Source organism: Flexithrix dorotheae DSM 6795 (assembly GCF_000379765.1).
GTDB classification, from domain to species: domain Bacteria; phylum Bacteroidota; class Bacteroidia; order Cytophagales; family Flammeovirgaceae; genus Flexithrix; species Flexithrix dorotheae.
The window spans coordinates 17453-42295 of sequence record NZ_KB903453.1; the positions used below are offsets into that span (position 1 = coordinate 17453).

At 38.5% G+C, this 24843-nt stretch carries 14 protein-coding genes; 6 read left to right on the forward strand and 8 right to left on the reverse strand.

Annotated elements, in window-relative coordinates:
• Positions 1-197: 197 nt before the first annotated feature.
• From A3EM_RS0121865 to A3EM_RS0121895, 6 genes are all read left to right on the forward strand, one after another.
• Entirely contained in the window at positions 198-3041 is a 2844-nt protein-coding gene (locus tag A3EM_RS0121865) for a glycosyl hydrolase (RefSeq protein WP_020530388.1), read from the forward strand.
• Positions 3042-3063: 22 nt separating this feature from the next.
• A complete protein-coding gene (locus tag A3EM_RS0121870) occupies positions 3064-4626 on the forward strand; it encodes a sialate O-acetylesterase (RefSeq protein ID WP_020530389.1) in 1563 nt (520 codons plus the stop codon).
• Positions 4627-4724: 98 nt separating this feature from the next.
• Positions 4725-6098: a rhamnogalacturonan acetylesterase gene (locus tag A3EM_RS0121875; RefSeq protein ID WP_020530390.1), complete on the forward strand. Its 1374-nt coding sequence runs from the start codon at positions 4725-4727 to the stop codon at positions 6096-6098.
• Positions 6099-6208: 110 nt separating this feature from the next.
• Positions 6209-7381, forward strand: a complete 1173-nt coding sequence (locus tag A3EM_RS0121880; protein WP_020530391.1) for a glycoside hydrolase family 88/105 protein — start codon at positions 6209-6211, stop codon at positions 7379-7381.
• A gap of 192 nt (positions 7382-7573) precedes the next feature.
• On the forward strand, positions 7574-9712 hold the full coding sequence (locus A3EM_RS0121885; RefSeq protein WP_020530392.1) for a hypothetical protein: 2139 nt from the start codon (positions 7574-7576) through the stop codon (positions 9710-9712).
• Between the two features lie 514 nt (positions 9713-10226).
• Positions 10227-12326 (forward strand): IPT/TIG domain-containing protein, encoded by a 2100-nt coding sequence (locus A3EM_RS0121895; protein WP_020530393.1) that lies wholly within the window; start codon positions 10227-10229, stop codon positions 12324-12326.
• A 450-nt stretch (positions 12327-12776) separates the two neighbouring features.
• Here A3EM_RS0121895 and A3EM_RS0121900 read toward each other — a convergent pair whose 3' ends face one another.
• The 8 genes from A3EM_RS0121900 to A3EM_RS0121940 all read right to left on the reverse strand — a co-directional run bounded on the left by A3EM_RS0121900 (position 12777) and on the right by A3EM_RS0121940 (position 24790).
• Entirely contained in the window at positions 12777-14231 is a 1455-nt protein-coding gene (locus A3EM_RS0121900; RefSeq protein WP_157638022.1) for a PepSY-associated TM helix domain-containing protein, read from the reverse strand.
• Between the two features lie 65 nt (positions 14232-14296).
• Entirely contained in the window at positions 14297-16600 is a 2304-nt protein-coding gene (locus tag A3EM_RS0121905; protein WP_020530395.1) for a TonB-dependent receptor, read from the reverse strand.
• 125 nt (positions 16601-16725) lie between these two features.
• Positions 16726-17094 (reverse strand): hypothetical protein, encoded by a 369-nt coding sequence (locus A3EM_RS46115; protein WP_020530396.1) that lies wholly within the window; start codon positions 17092-17094, stop codon positions 16726-16728.
• Between the two features lie 22 nt (positions 17095-17116).
• Positions 17117-17539 (reverse strand): hypothetical protein, encoded by a 423-nt coding sequence (locus A3EM_RS46120; protein ID WP_020530397.1) that lies wholly within the window; start codon positions 17537-17539, stop codon positions 17117-17119.
• Between the two features lie 326 nt (positions 17540-17865).
• Positions 17866-18249 (reverse strand): hypothetical protein, encoded by a 384-nt coding sequence (locus tag A3EM_RS43320; protein ID WP_020530398.1) that lies wholly within the window; start codon positions 18247-18249, stop codon positions 17866-17868.
• A gap of 378 nt (positions 18250-18627) precedes the next feature.
• Positions 18628-20217: a RagB/SusD family nutrient uptake outer membrane protein gene (locus tag A3EM_RS0121930; RefSeq protein WP_020530400.1), complete on the reverse strand. Its 1590-nt coding sequence runs from the start codon at positions 20215-20217 to the stop codon at positions 18628-18630.
• Between the two features lie 18 nt (positions 20218-20235).
• Complete coding sequence (locus A3EM_RS0121935) at positions 20236-23616, reverse strand: SusC/RagA family TonB-linked outer membrane protein (protein ID WP_026210508.1); 3381 nt, start codon at positions 23614-23616, stop codon at positions 20236-20238.
• 118 nt (positions 23617-23734) lie between these two features.
• Complete coding sequence (locus tag A3EM_RS0121940) at positions 23735-24790, reverse strand: FecR family protein (RefSeq protein ID WP_020530402.1); 1056 nt, start codon at positions 24788-24790, stop codon at positions 23735-23737.
• Between the last annotated feature and the right edge of the window lie 53 nt (positions 24791-24843).

Consider the following 24843-nt stretch of genomic DNA (forward strand, 5'->3'; position numbering starts at 1 on the left):
AACAGAATTATAGGATTGATAATCAGATTGTTAACTCACAAACATATTTCCCTTATTTCGTGCTAGTCACACTGGAAAAAAGGGAAAATCTGATCAATCAATTATAAAGTGTCTGATTGAAAAATGTGGATGGATTAGGGAATTACCCCTGATAACTTTATTTTACGGTACACCCTGATCTATTAAATAATTTGAAAATGAAAAAAAACAACAAGCCTGATTTTAATAATCACCTATACCTTCCGCTGATTTTCGCCTGTTTATTTTTATTCCCGGCAAGTTGCAACAAGCAGGTTCCTGAAAAAGTAGTAACAGAAATTTCCTGGCCCGAAAGCAGTGTAGAAATGAAACCCTGGGCCAGATGGTGGTGGATGGGAAGTGCGGTGGATTCTGCGAATATCGAAAAGCTGATGAAGAAATATGCTGATGCCGGTATTGGAGGAGTGGAAATTACCCCGATTTATGGAGCAAAAGGATTTGAGGAAAAGTACTTGGAATACCTATCTCCTGAATGGATGGAAGCTTTATACTTTTCTGTAAATAAAGCAAGGGCATTAGGCATGGCAGTAGATATGAATGTAGGCACAGGCTGGCCTTTTGGTGGACCGCAAATTACCCCTGAATTTGCCGCAGGAAAATTAATTGTGCAGGAATATACTTTAAAATCCGGACAAAAATTAAAGGAGAAAATCGAAGTAAAGGATCCTCGTCAACAAAAAGTTGGAGTAGAGTTACTGGCCCTCATGGCTTTTAATCAGGATGGAGAAAAAATCAATCTTATAGAGAAAGTAAAAGATGGGAATCAGTTAGACTGGACCCCGGAAAATGGAGAATGGAATATTTTAGCTGCTTTTTCCGGTAAAACTCTGCAAAAGGTAAAAAGAGCTGCACCTGGTGGGGAAGGTTTTACCATGGACCACATGTCAAAAGATGCTCTGGATACTTATCTGGAAAGATTTGATCAGGCTTTTGGTAAAGAACAAACAGGTGTAAGGGCATTTTTCAATGATAGTTATGAGGTATATGGAGCAGATTTGTCTCCAACGCTTTTTGAAGAATTTAAAAAAAGAAGAGGATATGACCCGGGGGAATATTTAAGAGAACTGACCAGTATGGAAGATGTGGATTCCATCGCCCGAATAAAATCAGATTATAGGGAAACCATTTCCGATATGTTGTTGGAAAATTTTTCCCAGCCCTGGCATAACTGGATTCACAAGCAAGGTGGATTATCCAGAAATCAGGCTCATGGTTCACCCGGGAATTTACTGGATTTGTATGCTGCGGTAGATATTCCGGAAACGGAGACTTTTGGTTCTACCTATTTTCCCATCCCCGGATTGCCTGATTATACAGTGGATAAAAGGAATATAGATCCTGATCCACTGATGATCAAATTTGCTACTTCTGCTGCCAATGTTACGGGTAAACCTCTGGTATCTTCAGAATCTTTTACCTGGTTGGGAGAACATTTTAAAGTATCCATGTCTCAGTGTAAACCAGAAGTGGAACAATTGTTTTTAACCGGAGTGAACCATGTTTTTTATCACGGAACCACCTTCTCACCTGAGGAGGCTGGCTGGCCAGGATGGTTGTTTTACGCCTCTACCAATATGGCTCCTTCCAATAGTTTCTGGCCGCATATCAATGGATTGAATGAATATATTACCAGATGCCAATCCTTTTTACAAAAAGGAAAATCGGATAATGAACTTTTAATTTACTGGCCGGTATATGATGTGTGGCATGATCCCAGGCAGATTAATAAATTGTTGAGTATCCATCATATAGATGAATGGATGCATCCAACACCCTTTTATAAAATGTCCGATAAATTATACACGAATGGCTATTCCATGGATTTTGTTTCGGATAAATTAATCAAGGAGGCAGAGGTTAAGGGTAATACAATTTCTACTTCACCCCATGCAAATCCTTACCAGACTTTAATTATTCCAGCCTGTAATTTAATGCCTGTTGAAACAGTCAATGCTGCATTGTCATTGGCAGAAAATGGAGGAACAATAATTTTCCAACAACTTCCAAAAGATGTTCCCGGATATTACCAATTGGAAAAAAGAAGGCAGGAATTACGAATCCTGCTGGATAAGCTAAAGTTTTCTGAAGTAAATTCCGGCATCAGTGAATTGAAATACGGAAAGGGATTAATTCTTTTGGCAGAGGATGTTCAAAAAGCATTGGAATACCAAAATATTTTCAGGGAATCTCTTACCGATAATAAGCTTAAGTTTATTCGAAAAGACCTGGATGGGAATAAAATTTACTACCTGGCAAATCATACTGCCACCAGTATTGATACCTGGCTTCCTCTGAATGCCAAAATGGATGCAGCTGTTATTTTTGATCCTTTAACCGGAAACTTTGGTGCTGCGAAAGTTTCCTCTGAAGGAGAAAAGATGACTGTCAGGGTGCAGATGGAACCGGGGGAATCAGTATTTATCCAAACCATTTCAGGAAAATTGGAAAACATAGAAGAGTGGCTTTACCTAGAGTCTTCTGAAGAAGGCACTATTGTTTCTGGAGAGTGGGAGTTGAAATTTACCAGCGGAGGCCCGGAGCTGCCTGAAAGCCAATCACTTACAGATCTAGTATCCTGGACTGAATTACCGGATGAAAAAGCAAAGGCCTTTTCCGGATCAGCGGAATATACCACCACATTTGAAATACCTCAAAAGGATGCAGATGAATATCTTTTGAAGCTTGGAGATGTGAGAGAAAGTGCCAAAATATGGATAAATGATCAAGAAGTTGGAATATTATGGGGAATCCCTTTTCAGACCAGGGTTGGGAAATACTTAAAAGAAGGGAAAAATACCCTTAAAATTGAAGTGACTAATCTGATGGCTAATCGGATTATTGATCTGGATAAGAAGGGCGTAGAATGGAGAAAATATCATGAAATCAATTTTGTGGATTTAAATTATAAGCCTTTTAATGCAGCTGATTGGAAGTTACAACCCTCTGGATTATTAGGACAGGTAACCATTGTCCCCATGAAAGCAGATAAAAGCAGTCAGTAAAAATGTAGTCCGAGCTTATAGCATGAAAAAAATAATTCAAATACGAATAGTTTTACTGCTCTTTCCTTTAATTGTAATTTCCAATTGTTTAAAGGGAGAAATAAGACTTCCTGCAATCCTGAGTGATAGTATGATCTTACAGCGGAATCAACCTATACCTATATGGGGATGGGCTGAACCCGGGGAAAAGATCACGGTTAATTTTGGAGGGCAAAGTGTTGAAACTGAAACTGAGGTCTCAGGAAAATGGCTGGTAAATTTAAAACCCCTGGAAGCGAATGCAAACCCCCAGACATTAAGTATAACAGGAAGTGAAAAAATTGATTTAAATGGAATATTAATTGGGGAGGTTTGGCTGTTGACTGGGCAGTCGAATATGCAATGGGAATTACAACAGGCCAATAATGGAGAGGAAGAGGTTTCCAAAGCCCATCATAGCCATATTCGTCTGTTTAACGTGAGTAGGGGAGTTGCTTTTAAAAAACACGAAGGAGTATTAGCTAATTGGCAGGAATGTACACCAGCTTCAGCACGAAAATTTAGTGCTGCGGGCTATTTTTTTGGACTTGATCTACACCAAAATTTAAACGTTCCAATAGGTTTAATCAATTCATCTTATGGAGGTTCACAAGTAGAAGCCTGGATGCCCGAAGAATATTTACTCGCTTCGGATGATTTTCGTCCTTGTGTGGAACGAACTGAAATTTGGGAAAAGGAAAGACCAGCTGTACAAGCGAAATTTGAGCAGGATTTAAAGAATTGGGAAGAAGCTGTTAAGCAAACTGAAATTAATGGAGAAAAACTTCCAAGAAAGCCACGGGTTCCAGATGCTTTACGAGATTACCGGATTGCCTCCTCCATTTATAATAATATGATTGCCCCCTTAATTCCATATGCCATTAAAGGAGCCTTTTGGTATCAGGGAGAATCCAATGAGGAAAGAGCAGAACAATATGGTTTGTTGTTGCCAGTGTTTATCAAATCGTGGAGAGAAAAATGGGGGCAGGGGGACTTTCCATTTGGAATTATACAATTACCCAACTTTAGGGAAGTTTGTGAAACCCCTATGGATGAAGCCTGGAGTCATATAAGAGAAGCCCAGAGAAGAACTGTGGTGAATACAGTCAATTCCGGGTTAATTGTGATTATTGATATTGGGGAAGCGAATGATATCCATCCAAGAAATAAATTGGATGTAGGAAATCGAATGTCACTTTGGGCCAGAGAGAAAGTGTATGGAGAAAATATAAAAGGGACTCCTCCTATGTATGTCAGGTCTGGTGTGAAAGATGAAAAAATAGAAATTTGGTTTGAGGAAGTTGGAACAGGGTTGCAAACAAAAGATGGAGGTGATTTAGCAGAGTTTGCCATCGCAGGAGCTGATAAAAAGTGGTATTGGGCCAAAGCGAAAATCGTAGGCAAAGATAAAATTGAAGTTTGGTCTGATAAAGTATTATCCCCCATAGCCGTTCGCTATGCTTTTAACAACAACCCTGCAAATCCGAATTTAACCAATGAAACAGGATTACCTGCATCGCCTTTTAGAACCGATGATTGGGCAGATCCTACTACTGGGAAACGGTAATTTGTAGTCAGTTATGAGGGATTAGTTATTAGGATCCTGTCGGGGAGAGAAACCATTCACCTAACTGACACTTTTTTAATAGAATATGGATTAAAAATATGAACTGGAACACATTAGGAATTGGGATTTTATTGGGTGCTTTGTTTTCGTGTGGTGGCGGTGTAAAACAATCAGAGGAGGTCACAGAAAAAGTGACAGAAATGGAGGAAAGTCAACCTTTGATGAAATTTGATTTTGGAGGTGACGCACTTGCTGCAGACTGTTTACCAGTAAAAGCAGATATGCAATACTCCACTGAAAGAGGTTATGGGTTATTGAGTCATGAAGCTGTGAAGGAAGGGAAACGGGAGGGAAATGATGCTTTGCATCATGATTTCCTGATAAGTGAAAAGCCTTTTTATTTTGTGGTGGATCTTCCAGCAGGAAATTATAAGGTAAAAATCGGTTTTGGCAATGCGGAAGAAGCCACTTTTTCTACTGTAAAAGCAGAATCGAGGCGATTGATGATACCCGAAGTGGCGACTCTAGCCAATGAATTAGTCACCCAGGATATAGTTGTCAATGTCCGTACCCCACAAATTAATGAGACGGAAAAGATTCGCTTAAAATCCAGAGAGTTTCCTTATTTGAATTGGGACAACAGATTGACCCTGGAATTTGGGAATAAAAAACCTTGCATCACTTCGGTGGAGATTATGGAAGCGAGTGATGTACCTACCGTGTTTTTAGCAGGTAATTCTACGGTGGTTGACCAGGAATATGAACCCTGGGCGGCTTGGGGGCAAATGTTTCCCTCATTTTTTAAAGAGGATATTGCCATTGCCAACTTTGCAGAATCGGGTGAAACTTTGAAGGCATTTGTGGGCGAAAAACGCCTGCAAAAGGTATTGAGTTTGATGAGAGAAGGAGATTACCTTTTCATTGAATTTGCCCACAATGACCAAAAACCTGGTGGAGCACATGTAGATGCTTTCTCAGGTTACAAGGAAATGTTGAAATTGTTTATTGATTCTGCCAGGACAAAGGGTGCGACACCTGTATTGGTTACCTCCATGCATCGTAGAAAATTTGATGAGGAGGGCAAGATTGTGAACACATTAGAAGATTACCCCGAAGCCATGCGGCAAACTGCCCGGGAGGAAAATGTGGCATTGATTGATCTAAACACCATGAGCAAAACACTGTATGAAGCGATGGGAGTAGATGAATCGAAAAAAGCATTTGTGCATTTCCCCGCAGGAACTTTCCCTAATCAGGACAAGCCTTTGGCTGATAATACTCACTTTAGTACCTATGGTGCTATGCAAATTGCCAGGTGCATTGTAGAAAGTATCAAAAAAAGTGAGTTGTCCTTGGCCAATCATTTGAAGGAAAATATTCCACCCTTCGACCCATCTAAACCTGATAAATTTGAAGATTTTTTTTGGTCTGAGAGTCCTTATGTGGAAGTAATGAAACCTGATGGGAATTAGGGGTTAGTTATAAGGGATTAGATGTTAGTGGTTAGGAATTAGTATTTGTCGTGGCGAAATACCTTTCGCCCATTAAAATAGAAAAATCAAGATTTTAAACTTTTAAAAATATGAAATATATAAGTAAAACTATCCACTTTACAGCACTTGCAAGTGTTTTACTGCTAGGTGCTTGTAGTAGTCAGCAGAATGAGGAAAGTCAGGTGATTAGTCAGGAGACTATCCTTGACAACATGGTATTGACCAATCAATATTTTATGGATAAATGGCAGGATGTGGGCAAACGAATAGTCACTAATAGATCAAGGGCTAGTAATATTTGGACCAGGGGAGTGTATTATGAAGGATTGATGGAGCTGCATAAATTAAAGGCTGATCCTGCTTATTATGATTATGCTGTTCGTTGGGCAGAATTTCACAAATGGGATTTGCGAGATGGAGAAACATATACACGTAATGCAGATAACCAATGTGCAGGGCAAACTTATATTGACCTGTATTTGATTGATAAGGATCCAGTGAGAATTGAAAAAATCAAAGCCTCTATGGATAGCATGATGGTGACCGATAAAATAGATGATTGGGATTGGATTGATGCGATTCAAATGGCAATGCCCGTATTTGCCCGCCTTGGAGTAGTGTATAATGATACTGCTTATTTTCAGCGTATGTATGAGATGTATGCCTATACCAAAAACAATATTGGAGATAATGGTTTGTGGAATCCTGAGCATGGCTTGTGGTGGCGTGATGCAGACTTTGATCCTCCTTACACTACAACTAATGGAAAAGATTGCTATTGGTCGAGGGGAAATGGTTGGGTAGTAGCCGCTTTGGTAAGGGTTTTAGAACTCATCCCCGAAGATGAACCGCACAGAGCAGAATACGAAGCTGACCTTAAAGCTATGTTAGCGGCATTAGTACCTTTACAGAGAAAAGATGGCTTTTGGAATGTCAGTTTACATGATCCTGAAGAATATGGTGGCAAAGAAACTACTGGAACTTCCCTTTTTATTTATGGAATGGCCTGGGGCATTAATAATGGCCTAATCAGTGAAGAAAAATACAAACCTGTGATCATGAAAGCATGGAAGGCTATTGTCACCGAATCAATTCATCCGAATGGATTTTTGGGTTATGTACAAGGAACGGGCAAAGAACCCAAAGATGGTCAGCCGGTTACTTATGACAGCATGCCAGATTTTGAAGATTATGGCTTAGGCTGTTTTCTATTGGCAGGTAGCGAAATGTATAAGTTAATTGGGGAAAATGTGGTTAATTAGGGATTAGTTGTTAGGGATTCGTGATTAGGGGTTAGACTCTAACCTGGAGCAAGGTCTTCCACACACCTAGTAGTTGTACTTGTAAATAGTTTCAGTGTCTCGCTGAAGTATTGGTTGACAGTGAGATGCTGTCTAAATGTTAAGTCCAAGCGGATGCTTGAACTATATATTAGTTAAATGAATAATAATCTAATGAAACTATACAAACTTATCACTTTTTACCTACTGTTCATTTTGGGCAATCAAACTTTAATCATTGCTCAAACCCCTATTGACAGAAAAGCAGTAGTGAACCGCCATAATGTAAGCATTACAGAAGTGGATACTTTAAATGCTTTGAGCTTGGGGAACGGAAGTTTTGCCATGACAATGGATGTTACAGGCTTGCAGACTTTCCCGCAACATTACCAAAAAGGAATGCCATTGGGAACACTTTCCGAATGGGGCTGGCACAGTTTCCCTACTGATAAAACCTATAAAATTGAAGAAACCCTGGCCCCTCTATTTTCACATGGAAGAGAAGTGCCTTATGCGCGCCAATGGGATAAAGGCACTAGACAGTGGGAAGCAGCCAATTATATCCGCCAAAATCCACATCGTATTCATTTGGCTACGGTGGGATGGTATATTCAGAAAGAAGATGGCAGTATCATTACTGTGGATGATGTGAAACAAATCAATCAGAAACTGGATGTGTGGAAAGGAGAATTGAGCAGCCAGTTTGATGTGGAAGGCGAAACGGTTGAAGTGATTACTTTGGTGGGGCAAAATGCAGATGTATTGGGGGTAAAAGTAAAAAGTAATTTATTGAAAGAGGGAAGATTAGGTATTACCATCAACTATCCTTATCCAACAGATTCCTTTTTAGATGAAGCGGTGAACTTTGATGATGGAGAAGCCAAAAGATTAACACTTTCTTCAAAAGATAAGCAGACTTTAAGTATTGAAAGGCAACTAAATAACACAAAGTATTTTACCCATTTTGCTTCTTCACTGGATTTAAAAAATTCACAAGCTACACCCAAAGGCTTTATCATTCAGCCAATTGCAAATCAATATGAATGGGAGTTTACCACTGTATTGTCAGAAAAAGCGGAGCAGCATTTTAAAAGTGATTTCACACAGCTTCAAACAGAGACACACAAGGCTTACCAACAATTTTGGGAAAGCGGAGGAATGATAGATTTTGGAGAAACCAAAGATGAAAGAGCACATGAAATTGAGCGAAGAATGATTCTCTCTATGTACCTCACAAAAGTGAATTGTGGAGGTAATTCTTTTCCCCAGGAAACTGGATTAACCTGTAATTCCTGGTATGGCAAACCCCACATGGAAATGGCTTGGTGGCACGGAGTACACTTTGCCTTGTGGAACAGACCTGAAATACTGGAAAAACAAATGTCATGGTATTTTAGAAGCTGCGAAATAGCCAAAGAAATTGCACAGAGACAAGGGTTTAAAGGTGTTCGATGGCAAAAAATGACTGATAATGAAGGTGGGGAAACGGCTTCCTCTGTCGGGTCTTATTTGATATGGCAGCAACCCCATATTATCTATTTTTCCGAATTAATTTATAATATCAAAAAGGATAAAAAAACATTAGAAAAATATGCCGATTTGATAGCTCAAACAGCCGAATTTATGGCGGATTTTGCCTATTTCGATCCGGCATTGAAACGCTATATTCTGGGGGTGGGTGTCATTCCGGCCCAGGAGCGATTTGATCCTAAAACTACCTTTAATCCCACTTACGAATTAGCTTATTGGCGATGGGGACTGGAAACTGCCCAAAAGTGGAGGGAAAGACAAGGTCTGAAAAGAAATACCAAATGGGATAAAGTTTTGGCAAATCTTTCCCCATTACCACAAAAAGACAATTTGTATTTAGCTACAGAAAGTTCACCGGATTCTTATACCACCGAAAGGTATATGACTGACCATCCAAGTGTATTAGGCACTTTTGGCATGTTACCGGCTACTGAAGGCTTTGATCAAAAGGTAATGGAAAATACCTTTAATAAAATATGGACTGACTGGCAATGGGAAGATACCTGGGGTTGGGATTTTCCTATGACCGCCATGACTGCTGCAAGATTGGGTAATCCAGAAAAGGCCGTAGATGCTTTACTCATGCCTATTACCACCAATATTTATTTGAAAAATGGGCATAACTATCAAACAGATAGATTACGCTTGTATTTACCAGGCAATGGAGGCGTATTAATTGCATTAGCCATGATGGCAACAGGAACACAAGAAAATCCACAAGCCCATTTGGGTTTCCCTAAAGACTGGAAAGTAAAGGTGGAAAATATTAATTTGATGCCTTAAAAAAAAGGGTTATTTCTAACCGGAATGGGAAAATGACACCTAATTTTTTATAATGACCTGTCTTAATGGTAAAAATAAAGGAATCAGCAAATTTGAAGAATACTTTAAGTTTGCTGACTACTTGAGGATAGAGGAATGATTCAAAAAGCCTGTTAGTACTTTTAGCTTATTTTCAATTCTGTTATTCACCCACCTGTTTTTTTAATCACATCCCTGGACCAAAAGTTGATTTGAACCTGTTTTCACTCAAATGAAATCTGAAGAATTGAAAATGTAATAAGAATAAAACATAAAAGCTACCCCTTTGAAATCCAGGAATTTATAAATCTATTCGGCAATGTTAAAAAATTGGTTTTCTGTCAGGAATTTTCTTAATTTTTCTAAATGATTTTACCCTTATTTTTTGCAAGGAAGTAAATAACTATAGGCAACTTTTTATCCGCCCAATTCAACAAGATTAAAAGTCAGCTTTTTTTAATGATTTAGCCTATTTTTTAACTTAAAACCCATAGAAATGCTCCCTTCAATTTGTACCCGAAATTCTTATCGAATACTGACCTTTCTGGTCGTATTTATTTTCTCTAATCTATTTATTATTTCATGTAAGGAAGAGGAAGGAGATGATCCGATTCCTGCCCCGGTAATCAATTCTATTGATCCCACTTCAGGCCCGGTAGGTATTGAAGTTACCATCAATGGTTCGAACTTTAGCGAAACGCCCTCAGAGAATATAGTGAGTTTTAATGATGAAAAAGCCACGGTAATCTCGGCTGCCGTTTCCAGATTAGTTGTGGAAGTACCAGCCTCAGCCTCCACGGGAAATGTTTCTGTAACCGTAAATGGGCAAAAAGCAAGTGGTCCTGTATTTACCGTAGAAGAAGAAACAGGAATCGAGTTTGATTGTACACAAAATGAAATTACCAGTTCCACTACCTGGGAGGATGTAGAAAGTGGGGATAAAGTTGATTATATAATAAAGTGTGCAATATCTGTAAAAAATAATGCTTTGCTAACCATAGAACCAGGTGTAATTATTCAGTTTGAGGGAGAGGAAAGTGGAATTTTTACCAGCGATGGGGGAGGATTAAAAGCCATAGGAACGGAGGACAATCCCATTAAATTTGTAGGGACAAGTGAAACAGCCGGAATTTGGAAAGGCGTTTACTTTGCTTCTACTAATCCGGAAAACCGGCTCGAATTTGTAGAAATTAAACATGCAGGACGGACTGCTTCATCACAATCCGGGGTAAAAGGAGCTGTACAATTAAGCAGCAAAGCAAATTCCAAAGGGAGTATTGTAGATTGTACCATTGGGGATAATGATGGATATGGAATTTTTATTACAGAAAATAGTGATTTGGTTGATTTCGAAAATAATGTGATTCAGAACAATACACTTTCTCCTGTAGGGATCGATTTTAATCAGATTAGAAAACTGGATGATGGAACGGACTATGTCAATGGGAATGGTCAGGCTTACATTGAGGTGTTTAATTCCATTCTTGAGGAAGATGCCACTGTTTTGGATGTTGGATTACCCTACAGATTTACTGAAAACCAAAAATATTATATTGAAAAAGGATTGGTAATTGAACCTGGTGTTACATTTGAATTTGCTTCAGGGGCCGGACTTAGGTTAGGGGAAAATGCGGTAGATTGTTCTTTATCCACAGGGACCATTAATGCCACTGGCACAGTAGATAAACCAATTATTTTTAAAGGATTTTCGGATGGGAAAGGAAGTTGGCTGGGCATTGGCATTAATTCCTCAAGTCCTGAAAACAAATTGATTTATTGTGAAATAAGTGGTGGGGGTGCAGCTAAAATTTTTAATGCAAGTAAACTGAATGCCAATATTACTTTACAATGCGAAAGTAAAGTGAAAATTCAAAACACCACTATTTCCCAAAGCGGAGGATATGGAATTTATATGTTGGATGAAGATGCGGTGTTAGATGAATTTCAGAATAATACTTTAAAAGATAATGAAGAGGCTCCTGTTTATATTCATTTCAATCAATCGGATCAACTGGATGAAACTTCCAGCTATGCAGAGGAAAACGGAAAGGCCTTTATTGAAGTAGAAGGAGAAGATTTAATTGATAATGACCTGAGTATTTCCGCACTGGATGTACCCTATAGAATTAATGTAAGTAACAGTGGAAGAGAGGTTTATGTAGAAAAAGCCATTACCATTGAGGCTGGAACCATTCTTGAATTTGAAACCGGGGCAGGGATTGTGTTAGGTAGTCCGGGTGTTGATTGTATCCCGACTACGGGTTCTATAAAGGCAATTGGAACTGCGGAAAATCCAATCATTTTCAGAGGAGCAAATGAAGGAGTAGGAACCTGGTTAGGGTTAGGATTCAATTCCAGTACCAGTTTAAATGAACTTATGCATTGTCAGATTTCAGGAGGAGGTTCCAAACAAATGTATAATGCAGGAGGCCGGGGGAATTTGGTGATTCATTGTAAGGGAAACCTTAAAATTACCAATTCTACTATTAAAGATAGCGGTGGTTGGGGTGTTGACTTTGTGCAGGGTGGAAATTCCCTATCAGAGTCAGATAATACATTCGAGAATAATTCCTCTGGTGACATTGCCACACAATAATTAGTGATAAATAAGGAATGATAAATTTATTGATCAATCAGTAATTTGGGAAAATCAGATTAAATAAAAAATTTTCCGAAAAAATGTATTGAAATATTAATTAGGAAAGGGATTGAATAAACTTACGTTCAATCCCTTTTTTTCTTAAGCGCCCGAGCTCCACACCGGGTGCTCCACACCGGGAACTCCATACCGGGAACTCCATACCGGGAACTATTATTTCCGAGAAATAGTAATCTCTCTATCAGTCTTTTATGGCAAAATACTACACGATTAATTTTGAATTACTACTTAAAAGTTGAAAAATACAATTAGGTCGCCATCAATGAACAAAAATTTCTGCCAGGCAAACGTGTAGCATCATCTTTAAAATGCGCTGGAGTAGGGGGGAAGAACATCAAAAAACACACATGGAGTTAATTTTTTTTATCCATGTGTGTCAAGAAAAGTCTACTTGCTGATTCGCCAACCCAGGAAAGCTGTAACCAATAGAGAGCAAGCCGCTAACATGGTCAATATATCTCTGAAGTTTTTTCCAAATCCGTCCAGGAAATGGAACTTATGTAAAAAGGCAAAACTGTATCCCTCCATTCGGTCGGAATCTGTAACTATGGCTCCTAATTTACCAGTACTTGTTTCTACATAAACCGCAGGATTACCCACTGATTTGAAAAGCACTTTTTGTACTGGCAATCTTTTGTTCACAAATCCATATTCTCCTTTAAATTGAGTAATTGATGCGATTTCACTGATTTCTATTTCAGGAAAATTAGCAAAATCTTTAGCCAGGTGTTTGGCATATTGTGCTTCGCCATCTGATAAAAGATTACCTGTTTTGGTGGAAAAATAAAGTGGTTTGGCAAATTTTCCTTCCTTCACCATTATCCTGAAATAACTCTCTCCGCCAAAATTTGCCAGACTGAAGTTAATGACGGGCTGACCAAGTTCCTGAATCAATTGATTGAAATCTTTATCCAGACTGGCTGTTAAAATGGTACTTTTATCAAAAATTTCATGACGGTTGTCCCCCTTAAATTTCTGAATAGCATGGAACCAGCCGCTAAAAGCAAACATGAACATAAAAAGGGAAAATACCAGGCCAATTTTCCGATGTAATTTTCTTTTTCGAGTACTATTGTTCTCGTGTTTTATATTTTTAAACCGCTTCCAGGCAAAGCCATAAATGATCAGGCCAGCCAGGGCTGTAATAAAAACAAATGCACTAAAAAAACATATTGCAGTTAGCCTGAGCCAGGCTGGTCCGGGGATAAAACCCCAGTTGTGGAAAAGCTGGAATATTCTGCCATGAATTTTTTTAATGGTAGAATTAAAGGCTCCTAGCCTGGATGAGCTGGTTTCTATATAAATTTCCATTCCGTCAGGTCGGTCGAAAGTTAGTTTCCAGGCGGGTAGTAATCGATTGATTTCCCGGTAATCCGTATCAAACTCGGTAATTAGTTCACTGGATAACAAAGCAGATGTTTGATCATCCAGGAAAATTCTGGCCAGTTGTTCTGCATATTTCAGGTCTGCATTTTCCGTAATTGTTCCATGGGTAGCATTCAGATAAAGTAATTCATTTTCAGTTAGTGCCACCTGATAATAATATGCTCCTTCCAGCTCAATTAGTCGGGCATTATTGAAGGCTGAAATGTTATTTTTCACTAAAACTTCTTTTAATCCCAGTGTTAATTCTGAATCGGATACGGGTTGGGGAATTATAAATCTTTGGGCAATTTCTGGCCTAAACCAGTTGGCCATAAAAGGATGCATTAACCCGCTAACTACCCATAATAACACCGGAATCATGATGGCAAGACCCAGTCTTTTATGAACTTTATAGGTGATCCCTTTCCAGGATTGATTTTTTCTTTGGGAGGGAATTTTATTTTTTAAGGTATTCATGTTCACTGTTTTTGAAAATACTTTTCCCAGCCATGGTTTAACAGCCAATGGCCGGGAATAAGAATTTATTTTTTAGAAAACTTATAGGCAATTCCAAGATTGAAATTTCGGGGATTGCCGGGAGTATAACTTTCTCCCCATTGTGAGGCACTGGCCACTGTAGCATACAATTCATCTGTCAGGTTGATGATGTTGGACCAGATTTCAAATGCCTTCCACTCATAGCCCAGTCGTAGGTTAAAAATGTCATACCCGGGATAGGTTTTGGTATTTGCAGCATCCATGTAATATTCATCAATATGCTGCCATTCCACACTTGTTCTGAAACCCTTGAGCCAGGAAGGTCTGTAAGTAATCTGGGCATTGGCAATCCAACCCGGGGAAAGGGCCATTTCATTTCCGGAGAAATCCGTTCCTGATTCCACATAATCTGTGAAATTATGGGAAGCATTAGTACCGCTAATTCGAAGACTAATGCTTTTTACCGGCTGATAAAGTAGTGCATATTCTATTCCTTTATGTCTGGTTTCTCCGGCATTTTTCCTCCCGTAAGTACCATCATCATACCGTACCGAAATGATTTCATCCTTACCATCCATGATGTAATAAGACACTTCCAGCTTAGCTTTTTTATTGGCGAAGGCTACCCAACCGCCTACTTCATAGCTATTATAATACACGGGTTTTAGGGCAGGGATTTTTTGTCCTCTATACAGTTCTGAGACTTGCGGAGGAACAAATCCCTGGCTAAAGTTGGCATAAAACCCGGAATTATTCATAAGGTCGTAAGTTAAACCAACTTTTGGGGTAAACTGATTGAATACATTTTCTCCATCCTGAACGGCTGTAAATGAATTGGGACCGAGGTTATTGTCAAATTTATAAGTAAAATTATCATACCTCAAAGCTCCAATTAGCCTCAGGTTTTTCACAGGTTCAATTTTCAATTGAGCATAAGCCGAAGTATTGACCAGATCAGTTTTGAAATCCGCTAATGCACTATCGGTGGCAGTAAAGGATTCGTAATAACCTGCGTCACTTTTATAAATGGTAGTGTAAATTTCTTCGAAAGCACTTGGGGTCATTTCCATACTTACACCGCCTACCAGCGAGGCATTTAGCCAGGTAAAATCCTGCTTGTGTTGGGCGATCATTCCCACACTTTCAAAACCATAGTCATTGACTACACCATGGGCTTTATTTGGATTTCCGGAAGGAATCCAGGGTTTAAAATCATCTGCTACCCGATAAGATGGATTTTGTTTGATAGTATTGTTCCGGTAATAAGCCGTTACACTGGATTTTGATCGATCGTTCCAATAATGATTTAAAGCTAATTTCGACCTGAATGCATCTACCTGACGGTTGGTAAATGTTTGAACCGACTGATAATTTTTGCTGAAAAACCTGGCACTATCCAATGATCCACTCATATCAGAAAAATAATCTATATAAGAGCTGCTCCAGACTAATTCTGTATTTTGACTAAAACTGTAATTAAGTGCAAGACTCAATGCCAGCTTATCCATATCGCTATGTTCCCGGTATCCATCACGTGTTTGGGCATAATATCCAGCCATTCTTACCCCCAGTTTTTGGAAAGAATTAGAAGCATGAAAATCGGTTCTTTTATAGCCAATATTATTGCCTTGTAAGCTAATACCAGCAGAAGGGTTCACGGAAGGTTTGGGAGAAATAAAATTGATAGCTCCACCAATGGCCTCACTACCGTACATGCTGGAGGCAGGGCCCCGAATGATTTCAATTCGGCTGGTATTGGCCATGTTCATTTCCAAAAGGGCATTGTGATTGAATATCCCGGAAGTTCTGATAGGCACCCCATCTTCTAAATACAGATAAGATGCACCATAATCTATGGGTCTTCTTATACTCATGGTATGTTGTTCATTGCCCAAATCAACCATGTAAACACCAGCTGATTGGTTTACAATCTGATCGATGGTAGTGGGATTGTTTTCTGCAATGGTTTTCGGACCGATTGAGGTGATGGCAATAGGTGCCTCTGTACGCTTTTCCTGCTCCCTGTTGGCAGAAACCACTACAGATTCCAGCGTAATTGACTTTTGTGACATTTGCACAACATGGCTATTTTGGGCTAAAACTACCTGGGTTTGATATCCCGCCATTTGAATTTTGATAGAGTCCTGCTCATTTGTATTGTCCAGGTGAAATTTACCCTGGAAATCCGAGGTAGTTCCGTTTTGTGTGCGCAAATTGAGAATTGAGGCAAACGGGACTGGTTCCTGAGTTTGTTCATCGCTTATTATGCCAGAAATTGAATTTTGTCCACATGCTAAAAAGCTTAGGAAAAGTGATAAAATGGTAAGGGTAATATTTTTGGAGTCCATGTTTATAATTTTGAAATGTGAAATATGCAGACACAGCTTTCCCAGGGTAATCAGGAGATATGTCCTGTACCTTGTTATGTTATGCCTTATCTGTCTTTAGGTTGTTGAATTTTTCAAACAAAGACTCAGGGAGGAGGACTGTCCACTGGTTGGATAAAGCTTTTGAAGAGAAAGAGATAATCACCTGAAAAAGTTAATTCTAGCTGATTGGTTATTTTTTTGAGGATATTAATTTGATCATAAAGAATACTGATTGATTCATTATGATTAAATCGTTTTTTGTCATTTGTTGAATTTTTAGGGGCTTCATTACTTTGCTTAAGTTTTTTGGTTAGATAGCATTTTCCGCCACATACCTGAACAGGAGCAGTTTTATTCTCGCATAGATTTTTGGCAATATATGTTCGGTTCAGTTGAAACTCTACCCAGATATAGCCTGAGCGGAATATCACAAACTGATAAAAAAACAGCAATATGATGGCGTAGCATTTCATTTAGAGGTATCTAAACAATAAGTTAATGTGATGAAATAAATGCTTCCGCCTGGGCAATTGCCTTGTGAGTAAACGTATTTACCTCTTCAATTTTAATTTTTTCCTTTTCCAAATAGGTAATTACCTCTTGTTGGGGACGTGTGCCATCAGGTTTTTTATAATTTCTCATCCAGTTCATCATGCTCTCATGTGCGATACTCAAATCTTCTAAATACTGATTGATTTTTGTAGAATCTGGACCCTGATCAGCCAATTTTGCTTTTAATTTGACTTCATAGTTGTAAATTATTTCCATTTTTGCCATGGCAATATCATGGATTTCCATGACTTCCTGTTCCTTCAATTCAGCAGGATTTTCAGTTTCATTTTTATTATTGGTGGGTTCGCACCCAATCAGAATAGCTAGGGTTAAAAGGCCTACCCATAACCTGTTTATGTATTCCATTTTTTTACTTTTAGAATGAGGTTTTTCACAAAATTGCGATTTTGTTATGCCGCTGGCTGTACCCAACGGAGTCTATATTCTATACTCAGGATGGATACAGTTGAGGAATTCGCTTTTTGTAATCAACTTTAAATTTGTTCCTTTTTGTTTCGAAATAAGCCAGTCTTGCCCATCACATCCATAGGTTCAACTCACGGAAGTTAATATTGCATGCCTAATGAACTGTAGTGTATTTCAACTACTTTTAGCAAGCACTAGTGAGTGACACTCCCTGTTTTGGAAAGAGCATGGCAAATTGCGTTTGTGATTACGTAAAAGAAGGGTAATTAAACAATGGGCGGAGGAAGGAAAATTTTACTGTAAATCTTTTTTGGGAAAAAAGAATAGTGGTCGTAATATATTTTATGACTTTTTAAATCAGGTATTGAATGATCAAACTCAAATCCGGTACGGGTAAGTAATTCTTCTAATTGTTGTTGAGATTTTCCTTTGTGATTCGAAGGATTGTTGCTTTCCGGGGTTTCCACCGATTTTTTCAGATTTTTTACAAGATAGCATTTTCCCCCACATACCGGAATGGGCAATTCCTGATTTTCACACAAGTTAGCAGCAATATATTCCCGATTGATTTGGAAGTCCAAAACAGCATAAAAGGGCCTGAAGGCAGCCATCTGGTAAACCAGGATTAATATTAGTGCAAGGAATCGCATTTAATTTGCCCGCAAAGCTAGGAGTATTTTCCTGATTTGGAAATAATTGACCTGAAATTTTAATTAGGGTAATAAATGCTGTTTTTGGCAATAGAGTTCAGTTATTATTTAAATGTTAAAATTGATAATAAGTAATAGTGAATAATGTGAGGAAACCCGTATTCAGGATTGATTTATAAGCACTCGTGCTCCACACCGGGTACTCCATACCGGGTGCTCCACACCGGGAACTATTATTTCTGAGAAATAGTAATTTCTCTATCAGTCTTTTATGGCAAAATACTTCACGATTAATTTTGAATTACTACTTAAAAAGAAAACCAGGGAGAAAAGGGCTGTCTTTTCTCCCTGGTTTTCAACTAAACTTCCTCTAAAATATTAATAACCTTCGTTTTGCTTTAAGCTGGGATTTCTTTGCAATTCTCTTTCGGGTAAAGGCAACAATAAATGTTTGGTTTCGAAGGTTTTGCCCCAGGTGTTGGCCTGGCCTACGAAATTCACAAAGTCTATTTCTCCATTACCTGTTTCAGAGGTTTTAGGATATTTTCGTGTTCGGACCATATCAAACCAAAGCTTGAAGTCGAAAACAAGTTCCCGGTATCTTTCTTTCCAAACCTCTTCTATAAATTCATCGGCAGAAAGGCCACTCAATTCACTTTTAATAGTAGCTTCATCTAATTCCCAATAAGCTCTTTTTCTCACTTGTGTGAGGTAATCTACTGCCTCAGCGGTTACCCCTTCTGATTTTGCAATTGCCTCAGCCGCAATAAGTAAAACATCTGCATAGCTATAAGCTCTCAGGTCTTTTCCTGAATTGGCTGTTTCAAAAAGTGCTTCATCGTCATGCCAAATAAATGGTGTCATTGGAAATTCTACAATACTTCCGTCATTGGCTTCAAATGAGCTATGGTAATATTGTTTTTCCTGCATCCTTAAGTCAATGTCCTTATTGTAACCCCATAAAAACTCTTTTACCGGTTGATAGGCACTATTCGTAATGGCATATTTTACATCAGATGCAAAAGAAACCGGATAGGACCATTGAGGATAAACTGAAGTAGAAATGCCGACAAAATATTCAATTAAATAAACATATTCATTGGCAAGTGCTTCTTCATTTCTAATTTTATTGTAGGCACTTCTTTCGGGAATAAGCTCTCCTTCTACATCAAAATCATGCTGAGTGAGGGAATAAACATTACTGTTAATAACTTTTCTGGCCATTTGGGCGGCTTCAGTATATTTATTGGTTTCCAAAGGATATCCGCCCATAGTCAGATAAACTTCTGCTAATAAGGAAGCCACAGTACCTTGCGTAATTCTATAGCCATTGTTTACCATAGAAGCTTCAGGCAATCCTCCGGAATTTACGGCAAATTCTAAATCTGAAGTGATAAGATCATAAACCTCATTTACAGAACTTCTTGGTACAAATAAATTTTCCAGTGATTCATAAGGCTCCTCAATGAGGGGCACATCACCGAAAAGTCTCACTAAGAAATAATACCCAAATGCCCTGTAAAACTTGGCCTCAGCCATTAGTTTATTGGATTGTTCAGTATCTAGTCCAGGAGTTTCAGGGATATATTTTATGGCATTATTTGCCCTGGAAATTCCCAAATAAAGGTCACCCCATATTCCCGATAAGTATTCATCCAGGTTAATCCCATTAAGGGTAAGCTGCTGCGCATTTTGAATATGAGGTTCCTGTCCTTTATATTCATTATCGAAAAACCCAGTCATATACTGGCCCAGGAGAATCCTTGTCCCACTATATACCCCTCCGCTGGAATACATTTGAGGGGCACCATTTCTATAAAGAGAATTTACTGCATTTTCAGCATGTGCCGGAGTTTCAAAGTACTGATCAATACTTATTTCATCTCTTGGTTTTTCCTCCAGGAAATCGGAGCATGAAATTCCAAAAATGGTTAGAAAACTAATTATATATATTTTAAAGTATTTCATATCGTCTGATGGTTAAAATTAAAATTGAAGGTTAACACCAAGGGTATAGGTTCTTGGTCGGGGGTATTGGAAGAAAAAGATATTTTGGCCCCACTGATTTCCTCCCCAGGAAGTCGCCTCTGGATCAAGTCCCTGAAATTCATCAGAGTGTAGTACAAATGCATTCTGAAGCGTAGCATAAACCCTGAAATTTTTAAGGTTAAGTCTTGAAAGTAGTTCATCATTAAAAGTATAACCAACGCTGAATAAATTCCCTCGCAAATAAGATCCGTTAGCTACCCATCTACTGTCAATTTCACTATTCTGACCAGCGTAAGCCTGATTTCGAATTTCCTGTACCATGGTGTTTTGGTTTTGTTCAGTCCATCCCTGGGTAAGAATTGTCCTTAAGCCATTTGCAATACCAGACCTGTCTTCAGTAGAATGATAGAATTGTTGTAATAAGTCTACATCATATACAAACTGGAGATCCACAGTGAAATCGAAGTTTTTGACCCTGAAATTGTTCACAAAACTACCAGTCCAGGTAGGTAATCCATTTCCAATAATGCTTTTTTCAGCAGACCTTTTAGCCTCTCCGGGTACACTTCCTACTTCAGCTGCAGCCGTGGCTTCATCAGTTCCCCAGGTACCATACCTTTCAAATCCCCAGAAGGAACTAAGAGGTTCACCTACTCTGAGAATAGTCTGGCTTCCGGAAACCCACCAGGGGCCGGGGAAAATATCTTCATCATTTTCACCGAGTTTTTCAATTCTGTTGGTATTATGATTAAAATTTAAAATCGATTCCCAATAAAATCCTTCATTTTGAACATTTACCGTGGTAAGCAGGGCTTCTATCCCTCTGTTTGAAACTGAACCTATATTATCCCGAACACCACTAAAACCTGTAGACATTGGAATAGGTTTATCCAATAATAGGTCGGTAGTTAACTTATAATAATAATCCATTTCTAGTCGCACCCTGTTTTTGAGCACACCAAGTTCTATCCCTACATCAAACTGACTACTTTTTTCCCATTCCAGGCTTGGGTTTGACAACCGGTTTACATAACTATCAGTGGCTCTTGTCCCATTTATCAGTACAGTTCCGGCAGAAATAGTAGCGAGTGATTGATAGGTGGCAATTTCTGTATTTCCTGTAATTCCATAACTGGATCTTAATTTAAGATTATCTATCACAGATGAGGAAGAAAGGAAAGGCTCATTAGATAGCATCCAGCCTACACCCAGTGATGGAAAGAATCCAAATTTATTATCATTACCAAATCTGGATGATCCATCTACCCTTCCGGTAAAGGTAAGCATGTATTTATCCTTGTAGGTATATCCTCCTCTCAAAAAGTAAGAATTCATCGACCATTCATCATATCCTGATGTAGGCGCATCTGGCTGATTGGCAGCCTGCAATCTATTAAACCTGTAGAAATCATCCGCAAATCCTCTGGCACCCGCTGTAAAAAATTCAGAAGATCTTTTTTGCCAGCTCAGTCCCAATACCCCTGTAATTCTGTGGTCTTCGATTTCTTTCGAATAATTCAGGAAGTTTTCCTGTTGCCAATACAACACAGACTCGTTGGTTAGGGAAGCTGTACCCAGTGGAGAAGAAATATTAATTAAGTCCACAGGGCTATAATTTTTATATTTCCTATCGTGTTTATCAAAACCAAACTGGGTTCTTAAATCAAGCCCTTTTGCTAGATGGAATATTAAATAGGTGTTTCCAAAAAGCTGGGTTCTCTCTCTGATTCTATCCTGTGTTTCAAGGACATGGACAGGGTTGGCCATAGCCTCAAGGTTATAGGGATCTTCAATCATCTGGCTGTTACTCCATGTTCCGTCAGGAAATTTCACTGGGAAAATTGGAGGCATCTCAATCATTGTTCTCCTTGGCATCTGGTATCCACCTCCTTCATCAAATTCATTTTCCTTGGTATAATTAGCCAATAGATTGAAACCGAAGGTAAGCCATTTTTTAGGATTGCCTTCATAAACAATTTTGCCATTGATCCTGTCCATGTAGTTGTTAAGCATTATTCCTTCCATTTTAGAATAGTTAAGGAAGGCTCCATAAGATGACTTTTCAGATTTTTGCTGAATGGAAAGCTGATGGTTTTGAGAAACTGCGGTACGTGTGGCTTCGTCCTGCCAATCGGTATCATATAATGGATTACCATTGCTATCAAATAAATTTGGATCATTAGCGGTAAATACTGGTTGAGAGTCTGGACGATATTTTGGGGTGTTGTTCATACCTGTTTCCACAACTTCCAGCCATTCTTTGGAATTCAGTAAATCCATTTTTTTCCTCAACTGCCCAAAACTTACAAAGCCATCATAGCTTACAATCATGCCATCTATCTTACTGCCATTTTTGGTGGATATAATAATTACACCATTGGCTCCCCTTGAACCATAAATCGCTGTAGCTGAAGCATCTTTTAATACTTCCATACTCTCAATATCATTGGGATTGAGGAATTGGATATCTTCCATCACTACCCCGTCAACCACAAATAATGGATTGGAGGAAGAGTTAATTGTACCCAGACCCCTGATTAAGATACGGGGACTACTGGTTGGAGATCCGGAATTTAGAAATACATTAACTCCTGCAACTCTTCCCTGAAGACCTTGTAAAACATTATTTACTGGTCCTTTCAAAATATCTTCGGAATTAACTGTTCCTACTGCACCGGTGACGTCAGATTTCTTTTGGGTTCCATATCCCACCACTACAATTTCTTCTAATTGTTCAAGGCTGGTTTTCATGGTTATATTAAACTCTGTCTGATTTCCGACAGTCATTTCCTGGGATTCAAATCCGATAAAACTGAATACAAGTATATCCTCTTCTGAAGCCATGAGGCTGAAATTTCCATTGATATCAGTTGTGGTTCCATTGGAGGTACCTTTCACTAAAATACTCACCCCTGGAAGTGGTTCATTCTCATCCTCAGAGACTACTTTTCCTGAAATGAGTTGCTGTGAATATTCAGGATCATCCTGAATAATTTTAGTTTTGGTTTTACTGTCAATTTTACTGACATAAATACTGCTGTTTATTCTTTTAAATCTAATATCAGCATCTTTTGAAAGGCTGTGCAATACCTCATACAAAGACTGATAACCTTTTTTTAAGCCAATCTCTTTTTTGTCGTTAATGGAGGAAACATTATAGGTGAATCGAAAATCAGTTTTTTTCTCAATCATTCTAAAGACTTGCTTTAGTTGTTGATTTTCAGAGTGCTGGATTAAAACATAAACTTCTTCAAGTTTTAATTTTTGAGCTTCTGAATTGTTGGCGATCAATAAGCCTGCAAAATAAATTTGGAAGCAAATTACTAAAAATGTGTAGGTAGACATACGAATTAGTTGTCGTATAAATTTCAATTTCATAAATTTAAGTGTTTAGAGTTAACAAAAAATGTATTGGCAGGGTCTCGCTCCAACGAATACCTGCTTTTACCATTAAAAATTCTAAATATCAAGACTGGTTAGCCACCACTAGCCAGTCTTATTTTTTATAGAAAAAAACCATTTTGTCTTCAATCCGATAAGAAAGTCCAGAAGAAAAACTTATTCCCTGAAGTACGTTTTGTAGTGATTTGTTATCAAAGCTGCCACTGTATAAATCTTGCTGTGAAACAGGGGTTTCCAGGGATATTTCCACATCATACCATCTTTCTACATCCTTAAAAATATCCTGAAGCAATGCTTTTTTGTAAACTAAAATACCATCTTTCCAGGCTGTTTCATCTGTGATATCTGTATTTCGAAATACCTTTTCCTGTCTTGTATTACTGTTAAAAATATATAAGTCATTCCTTTCAAGTAAATAGGATTGAGTCTGATCCTTTCCCTTCTGCTGATCCTTTACCATCACCTTACCGCTGGTCACAGCTACTTTTACAATTTCTTTCTCCGGATAGGCTTTTATATTGAAGGAGGTGCCCACTACCATAATCATTACTCCTTTACTTTGAATAATAAATGGCCTTGTGGTATCTTTAGCCACTTCAAAATAAGCTTCTCCGGTAAGAGCAACTGATCTATTGTCGTTACTAAATTTTTCTGGTAGTTTTAATTCGCTTTCTGCATTTAGTTTTACAAAGGTGCCATCACCGAGTACCATTGACAACTTTTGCCCTTTTTTGGTTTCCTTTGTCATCATCTGAGGGCTTTCATGGCTGGTAACCTGAACCGATTGGGATGGGGGTATTAAATCTTCATGAAAATAAAACAGCGTGAAACAGCCTAATAAAATTAAGAAGGTTGCTGCCATCCTGAACCACATTCTTTGATGCAAACGGACTTTTATGGTTGGGGATGAACTAAGCTTGTGGATGTTCTCCAGCACTTCGATAAATTCCTGATCGGTGGGTAGTTCTATGTGCTCATAAGTGATTGATTCCACAATGTTACGAGCCCTTGAAACCAGCTTTGTTTTTTGCGGATTGTTGGCCAACCATTTATTCCAGAAATAATTACTTTCCGCATCAGGATATTTTACCCATTTCACGAAAAAATCATCTTCAAGGAAATCACCTATGGAGTAGTTATCGTATTTCATTTCCCATCTACATAAAAATTCATTTTCTAATAATACATAGAGGGAATTGATTC

Excerpts from the sequence above, each read along its gene's own strand:
- A3EM_RS0121865 (WP_020530388.1), top strand. The coding sequence starts at position 198 with ATGAAAAAAAACAACAAGCCTGATTTTAATAATCACCTATACCTTCCG.
- A3EM_RS0121870 (WP_020530389.1), top strand. The coding sequence starts at position 3,064 with ATGAAAAAAATAATTCAAATACGAATAGTTTTACTGCTCTTTCCTTTA.
- A3EM_RS0121875 (WP_020530390.1), top strand. The coding sequence starts at position 4,725 with ATGAACTGGAACACATTAGGAATTGGGATTTTATTGGGTGCTTTGTTT.
- A3EM_RS0121880 (WP_020530391.1), top strand. The coding sequence starts at position 6,209 with ATGAAATATATAAGTAAAACTATCCACTTTACAGCACTTGCAAGTGTT.
- A3EM_RS0121885 (WP_020530392.1), top strand. The coding sequence starts at position 7,574 with ATGAAACTATACAAACTTATCACTTTTTACCTACTGTTCATTTTGGGC.
- A3EM_RS0121895 (WP_020530393.1), top strand. The coding sequence starts at position 10,227 with ATGCTCCCTTCAATTTGTACCCGAAATTCTTATCGAATACTGACCTTT.
- A3EM_RS0121900 (WP_157638022.1), bottom strand. The coding sequence starts at position 14,231 with ATGAATACCTTAAAAAATAAAATTCCCTCCCAAAGAAAAAATCAATCC.
- A3EM_RS0121905 (WP_020530395.1), bottom strand. The coding sequence starts at position 16,600 with ATGGACTCCAAAAATATTACCCTTACCATTTTATCACTTTTCCTAAGC.
- A3EM_RS46115 (WP_020530396.1), bottom strand. The coding sequence starts at position 17,094 with ATGAAATGCTACGCCATCATATTGCTGTTTTTTTATCAGTTTGTGATA.
- A3EM_RS46120 (WP_020530397.1), bottom strand. The coding sequence starts at position 17,539 with ATGGAATACATAAACAGGTTATGGGTAGGCCTTTTAACCCTAGCTATT.
- A3EM_RS43320 (WP_020530398.1), bottom strand. The coding sequence starts at position 18,249 with ATGCGATTCCTTGCACTAATATTAATCCTGGTTTACCAGATGGCTGCC.
- A3EM_RS0121930 (WP_020530400.1), bottom strand. The coding sequence starts at position 20,217 with ATGAAATACTTTAAAATATATATAATTAGTTTTCTAACCATTTTTGGA.
- A3EM_RS0121935 (WP_026210508.1), bottom strand. The coding sequence starts at position 23,616 with ATGAAATTGAAATTTATACGACAACTAATTCGTATGTCTACCTACACA.
- A3EM_RS0121940 (WP_020530402.1), bottom strand. The coding sequence starts at position 24,790 with ATGAAATACGATAACTACTCCATAGGTGATTTCCTTGAAGATGATTTT.